Source organism: Halomonas sp. NO4 (assembly GCF_010994375.1).
Classification (GTDB): Bacteria; Pseudomonadota; Gammaproteobacteria; order Pseudomonadales; family Halomonadaceae; genus Halomonas.
The window spans coordinates 189,348-200,428 of record NZ_WHMA01000005.1 but is presented as its reverse complement, the minus strand read 5'-3'; the positions used below and the strand labels follow the sequence as shown (position 1 = coordinate 200,428).

Genomic DNA, 11,081 nt, shown 5'->3' with positions numbered 1-11,081 from the left:
ATAACATCAGTATAGGAGAGACTGACGGGATGGTGGCTGATCAACATGAGTAATCAGGAATCCCTTTGGCTAGCAGGGCAGAATCGATACTGCCTCGCACCTCGCACCTCGCACCTCGCACCTCGCACCTCGCACCTCGCACCTCGCACCTCGCACCCGCTCAGGCCGTGGTTTCCGGCTCGGCGGCGTGACGCTTGGCCCGCTCCAGCAGCGGCCGGAGAAAGCGTCCGGTATGGGAGTGCTCGAGCCGGGCGACCTGCTCCGGGGTGCCCTCGGCGATGATTCGTCCGCCCCCGGCGCCCCCCTCGGGACCCAGGTCGATGAGCCAGTCGGCGGTCTTGATGACGTCGAGGTTGTGCTCGATGACCACGATGGTGTTGCCGTGGTCGCGCAGGCGGTGCAGCACGGTGAGCAGCTGGCGGATGTCCTCGAAGTGCAGCCCGGTGGTGGGCTCGTCGAGGATGTAGAGCGTCTGGCCGGTGTCGCGCTTGGCCAGTTCGCGGGCCAGCTTGATGCGTTGCGCCTCGCCGCCGGAGAGGGTGGTGGCACTCTGCCCCAGGCGGATGTAGGAGAGGCCGACGTCCATCAGGGTCTGCAGGCGCCGGGCGATCGCCGGCACCGGGCTGAAGAAGGCGAGGGCGTCCTCGACGGTCATCTCCAGCACCTCGTGGATGCTCTTGCCCTTGTACTGGACCTCGAGCGTCTCGCGGTTGTAGCGCTTGCCCTGGCAGACGTCGCAGGGGACGTAGATGTCGGGGAGAAAGTGCATCTCCACCTTGATCATGCCCTCGCCCTGGCACGCCTCGCAGCGCCCGCCCTTGACATTGAAGGAGAAGCGTCCGGGCTTGTAGCCGCGCGAGCGTGCCTCCTGGGTGCCGGCGAAGAGCTCGCGGATCGGCGTGAAGATGCCGGTGTAGGTCGCCGGGTTGGAGCGCGGCGTGCGCCCGATGGGGCTCTGGTCGATGTCGATCACCTTGTCGAGCTGCTCGAGGCCCTCGATGTGCTCGAAGGGCGCCGGGGTGAGCGTCGTCGAACGGTTGAGCTCGCGGGCGGCGATGGGCATCAGCGTCGAGTTGATCAGCGTCGACTTGCCCGAGCCTGAGACGCCGGTGACGCACACGAAGAGCCCCAATGGCAGCGTCAGGGACACGTCGTGCAGGTTGTTGCCGCGGGCGCCGGTGAGGCGCAGCGTCTTCTCCGGATTGCCGGGAATGCGCCACGGCGGCACCTCGATGCGGCGCCGGCCGGCGAGGTACTGGCCGGTCAGGGAGTCGTGGCTGGCCATGATCGCCTCGGGCGTCCCTTCGGCCACGACGCGGCCGCCGTGCACGCCCGCGCCCGGCCCGATGTCGAGGACGTGGTCGGCGGCACGGATGGCGTCCTCGTCGTGTTCCACCACGATCACGGTGTTGCCCAGGTCGCGCAGGCGGGTCAGGGTGCGCAGCAGTCGGTCGTTGTCGCGCTGATGCAACCCGATGGAGGGTTCGTCGAGGATGTACATGACGCCCACCAGGCCGGCGCCGATCTGGCTGGCCAGGCGGATGCGCTGCGCCTCGCCGCCCGAGAGGGTGTCGGCGCTGCGCTCCAGGTTGAGGTAGTCCAGGCCGACGTTGACCAGAAACTCCAGGCGCGCCTGGATCTCGTTGACGATCTTGACGGCGATCTCGCCCTTGCGCCCGGGCAGGGTGAGGCGGCGAAAGTATTCCCAGGCCTCGCCGATGGGCAGCGCCACGATATCCGGCAGGCTGTGGCCGTCGACGAAGACGTGGCGGGCCTCCTTGCGCAGTCGTGACCCCGTGCAGGTGGGGCAGGAGCGCTCGGCGATGTAGCGCGCCAGCTCCTCGCGCACCATGCTCGATTCGGTCTCGCGGTAGCGGCGCTGCATGTTGGGCAGGACCCCCTCGAAGGGGTGCTCGCGGACGACCTTGCGGCCACGGTCGTTGACGTAGTGGAAGGCGATGTCGTCATGGCCGCTGCCGTGGAGGATGACCTCCTTCTCGTGGCGGGCCAGCTCCTGCCAGGGCGTCTCCAGGGTGAAGCGGTAGTGCTCGGCCACCGCCTGGAGCTGGCTGAAGTAGTAGACGCTGCGCCGGTCCCAGCCCTTGATCACGCCCTCGGCCAGCGACAGCTCGGGGTGGCTGATCAGCTTGTCGGGGTCGAAGACCTGTTGCACGCCCAAGCCGTCGCAGGTGGGGCATGCGCCTGCCGGGTTGTTGAACGAGAACATTCGCGGTTCGAGCTCGGCGATGGCGTAGCCGCACACCGGGCAGGCGAAGCGCGACGAGAAGGGGATGTCGGGTTGTTCGCCGTCCATGAAGTGAACCACGGCCGTGCCGTCGGCGAGGTTGAGGGCGGTCTCGAAGGACTCCGCCAGGCGCTGCTGCAGGCCGTCGCGCACCTTGATGCGGTCCACCACCACGCTGATGTCGTGCTTCTTGTTCTTGTCCAACGGGGCGATGTCGTCGAGTTCGAGCACCTGGCCGTCGATCATCGCCCGTACGAAGCCCTGGGCGCGCAGCTCGGCGAGCAGCTGCAGGTGCTCGCCCTTGCGGCCGCTGACCACCGGGGCGAGCAGCATCAGCTTGCTGCCCTCGGGCAGCGCCAGCACCTGGTCGACCATCTGTGACACCGTGCTCGCCTCCAGGTCCTCGCCGTGCTTGGGGCAGCGCGGCGTGCCGGCGCGGGCGAACAGCAAGCGCAGGTAGTCGTAGATCTCGGTGATGGTGCCCACCGTGGAGCGCGGGTTGTGGGAGGTCGACTTCTGCTCGATGGAGATGGCCGGCGACAGCCCCTCGATGTGGTCGACGTCGGGCTTCTCCATCATCGAGAGGAACTGGCGGGCATAGGTGGAGAGCGACTCCACGTAGCGACGCTGCCCCTCGGCGTAGAGGGTGTCGAAGGCCAGCGACGACTTGCCGGAGCCGGACAGCCCGGTTACCACGATCAGTCGGTCGCGGGGCAGCTCGACGTCAATCTGCTTGAGGTTGTGCGTGCGGGCACCCCTGACCAGAATCCTGTCCATTCCCACCTCGTGATGCGCGGCAAAACGTTCATTATACGGCCGCTCGGCGGGCAGCGGCAAAGTGCCCCGGCGTTGGCGTTTCCCGCGCCGGGCGGAGACGCTAGAATAGACGGTTCACCCACGGGGCCGCGGCCCGCCCACCCAGGACGTGCAACACTCTATGCGCAAGGTCTCAGGACTGCTGCTCTCCACCGAACGGCGTGCCATCACCGGCCTGGCCGGGCTCTATGCGACGCGCATGCTGGGGCTGTTCATGGTGCTGCCGGTGCTGGCGCTCTACGCGGACGACCTGGCCGGCGCCACGCCGCTGCTGGTGGGCCTGGCCCTGGGTATCTACGGCCTGACCCAGGCGATCCTGCAGATTCCCTTCGGGGTCATGTCCGACCGCCTGGGGCGCAAGCCGGTGATCGCCGCCGGCCTGGTGCTGTTCCTGCTCGGCAGTGTGGTGGCGGCCAGCGCCGAGAGCATCGCCGGGGTGATCGTCGGGCGCTGCCTGCAGGGCAGCGGCGCGGTGGCGGCGGCGATCATGGCGCTGCTCGCCGACCAGACCCGCGAGCAGGTGCGCACCGCCGCCATGGCCACCATCGGGCTCTCCATCGGTGTGGCCTTTGCCGTGGCCATGGTGCTCGGCCCCTGGCTGGCGGCGGGGTTGGGCCTGGCCGCGGTGTTCTGGTTCACTGCCGGGCTGGCGGTGCTGGGCCTGGCCGTGCTCGCCTGGCTGGTGCCCCCCGCACCACGCCGGCTGCGCCACCGCGACGTGGGCATAGACCGGGCGCAGCTGGGCGAGATCATCACCCGCGCCGACCTGTGGCGCCTCGACCTCTCGATCTTCGCCCTGCACCTGGTGCTCATGGCGATCTTCGTCGCCGTGCCCTTCCGACTGGTCGAGGCGGGCATCGCCGTCGACCGCCACGGCCTGACCTACCTCGGCGTCATGGCCCTCGCCTTTGTCGGCATGGTGCCGCTGGTGATCGTCGCCGAGAAGCGCCAGCGCATGAAGGGCATGTGCCTGGGGGCGATCGCGGCCATCACCCTGAGCCTCTTCGGTCTGGGAGGGCTGGCCGGCAGCAGCCTGGCGCTGTTCGCCTGGTTGCTGTTGTTCTTCATTGCGTTCAACCTGCTCGAAGCGACCCTGCCGTCGATGCTCAGCAAGCTGGCGCCGGCCGGGGCCAAGGGCACGGCCATGGGCATCTACTCCACCAGCCAGTTCCTGGGCGCCTTCCTGGGCGGGGTGCTGGGCGGTTTCCTGGCCCAGCAATGGGGGCTGGCGGCGGTGTTCCTGGGCGCGGGCCTGCTGGCGCTCGCCTGGGGGCTGGTGATGCTGGGTATGCCGGCGCCGCCGCACCTCTCCAGCGAAGTGGTGGCTTTGGACGACGACCACCCCGAAGATGCCCTCGACACGCTGATGGCGAGTTTCGCCGAGGTGGCCGGGGTCGAAGATGTGCTGGTCGTCCCCGAGGAGCGCCTGGCCTACCTCAAGGTGGACCGACGGCGTCTCGACGAGCAGGCGCTGGCGCGCTTGACCCGCTCCCACCGCACCGGCAGCAAGTCGGATGCGGCGGAACAGCAACCGCGCTCGTAACCACGAGCCCAATGCGCGCAATGCGCGCCTTACGACATACAACAGGGAGTCCAGCATGGCCCGCGGCGTCAATAAAGTGATCCTCATCGGCAACCTGGGGCAGGACCCGGAAGTACGTTTCATGCCCTCCGGCAACCCCGTCGCCAACCTGCGTCTCGCCACCACCGACACCTGGATGGACCGCCAGAGCGGCCAGCGCCAGGAGCGTACCGAGTGGCATAATGTGGTGATGTTCAACAAGCTGGCGGAGATCGCCCAGCAGTACCTCAAGAAGGGCTCGCGCATCTATGTGGAGGGGCGTCTACAGACCCGCAAGTGGCAGGGGCAGGACGGCCAGGACCGCTTCACCACCGAGATCGTGGTCAACGACATGCAGATGCTCGACTCGCGCAGTGGCGGCGACTTCCAGGGCGGTGGCTTCGGTGGTGGTCAGGCCCAGCAGGGCGGCTATGGCAATGCCCCGCAGCAGGGCGGGTACGGCGGCGGTCAACCGCAGCGCCCGGCGGCCCAGTCGACTCGTCCGCCTCAGAACACCCCGCCCCAGCAGCAGGGCAACTCATCCCAGCAGGGCAACTACGGTGCCCCCGATCCGGGCAGCTTCGACGATTTCGACGATGAAATCCCGTTCTAGATCCCGGGCCATCGAGGAGGTTGCGTGAGGCTGCTGATACTGGATGCCGGCCATTGCCTGAACCTGGCCCTGGCGCGGGTGGCCCATCGGCGCAGCGACACCGAGCTGGTCATCGAGCCGGGGCTGTCGGTGTCGGCCGAGCAGCTCCGCGAGCTGGCGCCCGATGCGGTGATTATCCCGCCGCTCGCCGGGCCCATGGACATCGAGCCGGCCGCAGTGATTGCCCATGGCGAAGGGGTGGACGTCTGCCTGGCGGCCTGTCGGGAGACCGCCACCCCCTTGGTGTGGTGTGTCTCCGATCAGCTCTATCAGGACGGCTTCGACGCCCCCATCGACGAACACGTCATTCCGGCGCCGCGCGACGAGAGCCTGCGCCGCTTGATCGCCATCGGTGATCGCATCCGCAGTGGCCACCCGCACCACCTGATCGTGCGTCTGGGGCCGCTCTTTGCTCTGGAAGGGGGGCATGCCTGGCTGGGCGGGCTCATCGACAGCCTGATGGTCGGCGACGTCGTGCGTGCGGCCCAGGACGTGATCTTCTGTCCCTCCTCGGCAGATGCGGTGGCCATGGCGCTGGTGGGCATGCTGCACCAGCTCAACTGCGGTTCCGATGCCTGGGGTGCCTATCACCTGGCGGGTACTGAACCCGTCAGCGCCTATACCTTCGCCTCCATGGTGCGCACCCAACTGGCGACGCGGCTCGAGGGGCTCGGCGAGCAGCCTCGGCTGGGTGAGGTCAAGGCGCTCAAGCACCACCACGATCAGCCGCTGCGCCGGGTACTCAACTGTCGGCGGGTGCTGGAGGCGTTCGGTGTGCACCAGCGGCCCTGGCGACTGGAAGTGGGGCGCATGCTGGATGTCTGGATTCAGGCGCGCACGCCCGCCCGGGAAGAGGATGACGCCCGGCCATGAACGTGATTCGCAGTGTGCTCTTCTACGCTGGCTACTTCGTCGCCATGCTGGTGTGCGGCCTGCTCTTCCTGCCGCCGTCCCCCTTCCTGCCGCTGAAGTCGCGCTACCGGCTGCTCAACCTCTACAATCACTTCATCGTCGCCTGGTTCCGACTCTGCTGCGGCGTGCGCTACGAGATCCGCGGGCGCGAGCGCCTGCCCGAGGGTCCCTGCGTGATACTCGCCAACCACCAGTGTGAGTGGGAGACCGTCTACCTGCAGCTGCTCAAGCCGCCGGTGTGCACGGTGCTCAAGAAGGAGCTGCTCAATATCCCGATCTTCGGCTGGGGGCTGCGTCTGCTGCACCCCATCGCGCTGGACCGCTCCCGTCCGGCACGGGCCATGAAGCAGGTGCTGACCCAGGGCAAGCAGCGTCTGGAAGAGGGGCTATCGGTGCTGATCTTCCCCGAGGGCACGCGGGTTGCGCCGGGCAACCGCAAGCGCTACAACAAGAGCGGCGCGGTGATCGCCTGCCGTGCCGGCATGCCGGTGGTGCCCGTGGCGCACAACGCCGGCGAGCGCTGGCCGGGCCGACACTGGGTGAAGACCCCGGGGACGCTGCGCCTGGTGGTGGGCGAGCCGATCGCCACCCAAGGCCGCTCCCCCGAGGCGGTGCTCGCCGAGGTGGAGGCGTGGATCGAGGCGCGGCTCGGCGAGATCTCCGAGGTGCCGCGGCCGCCGGGCATCACCCTGGCGGTCAGCGAGGAGAAGCCCCTGGCCTGATGCCAGCGACCTGCCCCGAACGACAACGGCGCCCCGCGGGGCGCCGTTGTCGTTCGGGGCAGCGTGCCGCGATCAGTCGCGGTACTTCTGCAGCACCAGGCAGGCGTTGGTCCCCCCGAAGCCGAAGCTGTTGGAGAGCACCCGCTCGACGCCGACACCGTCGCGTCGCTGGGTGACGATATCGAAGCCTTCGGCCTGCTCATCGAGGTTGTCGATGTTGGCCGAAGCCGCCAGGAAGCCCTGCTCCATCATCAACAGCGAATAGATCGTCTCCTGCACGCCGGTGGCGCCCAGGGAGTGGCCGGTCAGCGACTTGGTGGAGCTCATCGCCGGCGTGGAATTGCCGAACACCTCGCGGATCGCCTTGAGCTCGGCGACATCGCCCACCGGCGTGGAAGTGCCATGGGTGTTGATGTAGTCGATGTCGCCATCGACGGTGGCCAGTGCCTGGCGCATGCAGCGTATCGCGCCCTCGCCGGACGGCGCGACCATGTCGTGGCCGTCGGAGGTGGCCCCGTAGCCGACCAGCTCGGCGTAGATCGTCGCGCCGCGGGCCTTGGCGTGCTCCAGCTCCTCGAGTACCAGCATGCCGCCGCCGCCGGCGATGACGAAGCCGTCGCGGGCCTGGTCGTAGGGGCGTGAGGCCTTGTCGGGCGTGTCGTTGTAGTGGGTCGACAGCGCCCCCATGGCGTCGAAGAGGCAGGAGAGCGTCCAGTGCTCCTCCTCGCCGCCGCCGGCAAAGACCACGTCCTGCTTGCCCAGCTGGATCTGCTCCATGGCGCTGCCGATGCAGTGGGCCGAGGTGGCGCAAGCCGAGGAGATCGAGTAGTTGACGCCCTTGATCTGGAAGGGCGTGGCCAGGCAGGCCGAGACGGTGCTGCCCATGGTGCGGGTGACCCGGTAGGGGCCCACGCGACGCAGCCCCTTCTCGCGCATCATGTCGGCCGCCTCGACCTGGTTGGCGCTGGAAGCACCGCCAGAGCCGGCGATCAGCCCGGTGCGCTCGTTGGAGACCTGTTCGGGCGTGAGGCCCGCATCCTCGATGGCCTGGGCCATCGAGACATAGGCGTAGGCCGCGGCATCGCCCATGAACCGCAGCAGCTTGCGGTCTATGAGGGCCTCGAGGTCGATATCGACCACGCCGGCGACCTGGCTGCGGAAGCCGCGCTCGGCGTACTCCTCCTTGAAGCGAATGCCGGAGCGCCCGTTCCTGAGCGCCTCGACGACGCTTTCCCGGTCGTTGCCCAGGCAAGACACGATGCCCAGGCCAGTGACTACCACTCGTCGCATGGAAGCCTCCTGATCAGAAATTCGCAGTGGAGGTGAACAGGCCGACACGCAGGTCCTGGGCCTGGTAGATCTCGCGGCCATCCACCGACACGGTGCCATCGGCAATGCCCAGAATCAGGCGCCGCGTGATGATGCGTTTGATGTGGATATGGTAGGTGACCTTGTCGGCCTCGGGGAGGATCTGGCCGCTGAACTTGACCTCACCGCAGCCCAGGGCGCGACCGCGACCCGGGTGGCCGAGCCAGCCGAGGTAGAAGCCCACCAGCTGCCACATGGCGTCCAGCCCCAGGCAGCCGGGCATCACGGGGTCGCCGGGGAAGTGGCAATCGAAGAACCACAGGTCGGGATGGATATCCAGTTCGGCGATCAACTCGCCCTTGTCGAACTGGCCGCCCTGCTCGTGGATGCGCGTGATGCGATCGAGCATCAGCATGTTGGGGGCCGGCAGCTGAGCGTTGCCGGGACCGAACAGCTCGCCGCGCGAGCATGCCAGCAGTTCTTCGCGTTCGAAAGAGTGTTGCTTGGTCACTGATTCGTTCCGAGTCGCAGTTGTTGTGGGCCTGCCGCGGATGTCGCGGTACGGCATGGCGCAGGCGGCCGTCCCGCCCGGACAGCCCCGCGCCTAGTCTACTGGCCGTGGCGGGCGAATGCACGCCAGGCATGACGCCCCGGGAGCGAAGGGGTAAAGTGTGGAGCCGGAGGGCCGATACCTTCCTGTACTGTCGGCGTTTTGCGGCGCCGTGCCAGCCTGCTCCACTCAGCCGCCCACCGGAACCCGCCATGGTGCCATCCCTGACCCTCAATCGCCCCCCGATCTGGCTTGCCTTGGCCGCCCTGCCGGCCTGTGTCTGGCTGCCGTCGCCGGGCCTGCGCCTGGTCGCGGTCGGGGTGGTGGTGCTGGGCGGCGTGGATGCCTGGCGTCAGCTGCGGCGAGATCGGCTCAATGCCGAACTGATGCAGCAGGCGCTGATGCTCTCCGAGGAGGGCGTGCAGATCACCGACACCGACAATCGTATCCTGGCCGTCAACCCCGCCTTCACCCGGATCACCGGCTTCACCGAGGAGGAAGTACGCGGCCTCAGCGCCACCAGCCTGGTGGCCGCCCGGCATGACACGGCCTTCTTTCAGCGACTCTGGCAGACGCTCGCCACCAAGGGGCGCTGGGAGGGCGAGATCTGGAACCGTCGCAAACAGGGTGACGAGTACCCTGAATGGCTGCGACTCAAGGCCGTCACCGACGCGCGCGGGCGCATCACCCACTACGTGGGCACTTTCACCGACATCTCGGTGCACAAGGCCCGCGAACAGGACCTGCGCCGCATCGGCTTCGAGGACCCCCTCACCGGCCTGCCCAACCGCCGTCGCTTGCACGACCTGATGACCTCGCGGCTGCGCCACCTGCGCGCCGGCGAGAGCCTGGACATGGCGATCATCGACATCGACGGCTTCAAGTCGGTCAACGACAGCCTGGGCGTCGAGCAGGGCGATCGCCTGCTGGCGCGCTTCGGCCAGCGCCTGGCGCGCCACCTGGCCGGCGGCGTGGTGGGCCGCCTGGGCGGCGACGAGTTCCTGGTCATCCGTACCACCACCTTCGATGACCACGACAAGTGGGTGGCGGGGCTACGCCAGTACCTGAGCGAGCCCTTCGAGGTGGCCAGCCGCACGCTGCGCCTGGGGCTCTCTATCGGCAGCTGCCGGGCCCCGGAGGATGGCCGCGAGTCCGGGGTGCTCTTCCAGCGCCTGGAGTCGGCGCTCTACTCGGCCAAGCGCCACGGCCGCAACCTCAGCCAGCGCTTCCGGCCCGCCCTCGACGTCCAGGACAGCCCGCACATGGCGCTGGTCTACGCGCTGCGCGACGCCCTGGCCACCGGCGATCAGCTGGAACTGCACTACCAGACCCAGCACCACACCCGTGACGGGGCCGCCGTGGGCATGGAGGCGCTGCTGCGCTGGCGCCATCCCGAGCACGGCATGGTCTCGCCGGGGGAGTTCATTCCCCTGGCCGAGCGCCACGGCCTGATGGGCTCGCTGGGCAACTGGGTGATCGACGAGGCGCTGGCCCAGATGGCGCGCTGGCGCGAGCTGGGCCTGCCGGCGCTGCCGGTGTGGATCAACATCTCGGCGATCCAGATGTTCCAGGGCGAGCTCGAGTCGGCGCTCTCCTCGGGGCTCGCCCGCCACGGCATTCCCGCTGCCCAGCTCGGCCTGGAGATCACCGAATCGGTGCTGCTCGACGAGCGGGCCGGCGACATCGTGCCGCGCCTCGAGGCGCTGCGCGCCCGGGGTCACTGCATCGCCATCGACGACTTCGGCACCGGCTACTCCTCGCTCTCCTACCTCAAGCACCTGCCGCTGGACAAGGTCAAGCTCGACCGCGCCTTTATCCGCTCGTTGCCCGAGGATGCGGCGGATGCCGCCATCGTCGGCGCCGTCCTGGCCATGGCCCGCGGCCTCGAGCTGGACGTGATCGCCGAGGGCGTCGAGACCCGGGCCCAGCTCGATTTCCTGCGCGAGGCCGGCTGCTCGCTGATCCAGGGGTTCCTCTTCGCCCGTCCAGTGTCGGCCGCGGCGCTGATCGAGCAGTGGCAGCAGGCCTCGGCCGCGGAGCGTGTCGACGCCAGCGCCCTGGGCTCCCAGCCGACCGCCTGAGCGCTGCCCTGTCCATCGCGACAGCATCGCGCGCCGTCTATTCGGGCAAAGCCTAGCAGCGGGGCTGCTCGTAGAGCATGGCGCCCACGTCGAAGTGGTCGCGGTGGCGGCACACTCGCTGGGTGTCGTCGGCGGCGAAGGTCAGCCGCGAGCAGCCTGCCACGGCGATCGGCCGACCGCCGGCCAGCCGCGGATGCTCGAGGTGCTGCGTCCAGGTGTACAGGTATTGTCGAG

Annotated in this window: 8 protein-coding genes; 5 read left to right on the top strand and 3 right to left on the bottom strand. The window is 68.5% G+C overall.

The window, feature by feature from the left end; translation table 11 throughout:
* Window positions 1-160 precede the first annotated feature (160 nt).
* On the bottom strand, window positions 161-3,022 hold the full coding sequence (gene uvrA / locus FEF15_RS06590; RefSeq protein ID WP_163558348.1) for an excinuclease ABC subunit UvrA: 2,862 nt from the start codon (window positions 3,020-3,022) through the stop codon (window positions 161-163).
* A 160-nt stretch (window positions 3,023-3,182) separates the two neighbouring features.
* Here uvrA and FEF15_RS06585 point away from each other — a divergent pair, with 160 nt between their 5' ends.
* The 4 genes from FEF15_RS06585 to FEF15_RS06570 are packed head-to-tail and all read left to right on the top strand — an operon-like array spanning window position 3,183 to window position 6,908.
* Window positions 3,183-4,604 (top strand): MFS transporter, encoded by a 1,422-nt coding sequence (locus tag FEF15_RS06585; RefSeq protein ID WP_163558347.1) that lies wholly within the window; start codon window positions 3,183-3,185, stop codon window positions 4,602-4,604.
* A 55-nt stretch (window positions 4,605-4,659) separates the two neighbouring features.
* Entirely contained in the window at window positions 4,660-5,235 is a 576-nt protein-coding gene (gene ssb / locus FEF15_RS06580; protein ID WP_163558346.1) for a single-stranded DNA-binding protein, read from the top strand.
* Window positions 5,236-5,259: 24 nt separating this feature from the next.
* Window positions 5,260-6,147 carry a sugar nucleotide-binding protein gene (locus FEF15_RS06575; RefSeq protein ID WP_163558345.1) on the top strand — a complete coding sequence of 296 codons (888 nt, stop codon included), beginning with the start codon at window positions 5,260-5,262 and terminating at the stop codon, window positions 6,145-6,147.
* Window positions 6,144-6,908, top strand: a complete 765-nt coding sequence (locus tag FEF15_RS06570) for a lysophospholipid acyltransferase family protein (RefSeq protein ID WP_163558344.1) — start codon at window positions 6,144-6,146, stop codon at window positions 6,906-6,908. Before FEF15_RS06575 ends, FEF15_RS06570 begins: the two co-directional genes overlap by 4 nt.
* Window positions 6,909-6,980: 72 nt before the next feature.
* On the opposite strand, the gene fabB is transcribed toward FEF15_RS06570, so the two are convergent.
* Window positions 6,981-8,198 (bottom strand): beta-ketoacyl-ACP synthase I, encoded by a 1,218-nt coding sequence (gene fabB / locus FEF15_RS06565; protein WP_163558343.1) that lies wholly within the window; start codon window positions 8,196-8,198, stop codon window positions 6,981-6,983.
* 13 nt (window positions 8,199-8,211) lie between these two features.
* Window positions 8,212-8,727: a 3-hydroxyacyl-[acyl-carrier-protein] dehydratase FabA gene (gene fabA, locus FEF15_RS06560; RefSeq protein ID WP_163558342.1), complete on the bottom strand. Its 516-nt coding sequence runs from the start codon at window positions 8,725-8,727 to the stop codon at window positions 8,212-8,214.
* A gap of 251 nt (window positions 8,728-8,978) precedes the next feature.
* On the opposite strand from fabA, the gene FEF15_RS06555 reads away from it, so the two are divergent.
* Entirely contained in the window at window positions 8,979-10,847 is a 1,869-nt protein-coding gene (locus tag FEF15_RS06555) for a GGDEF domain-containing phosphodiesterase (protein ID WP_163558341.1), read from the top strand.
* The last annotated feature ends 234 nt before the right edge of the window (window positions 10,848-11,081 follow it).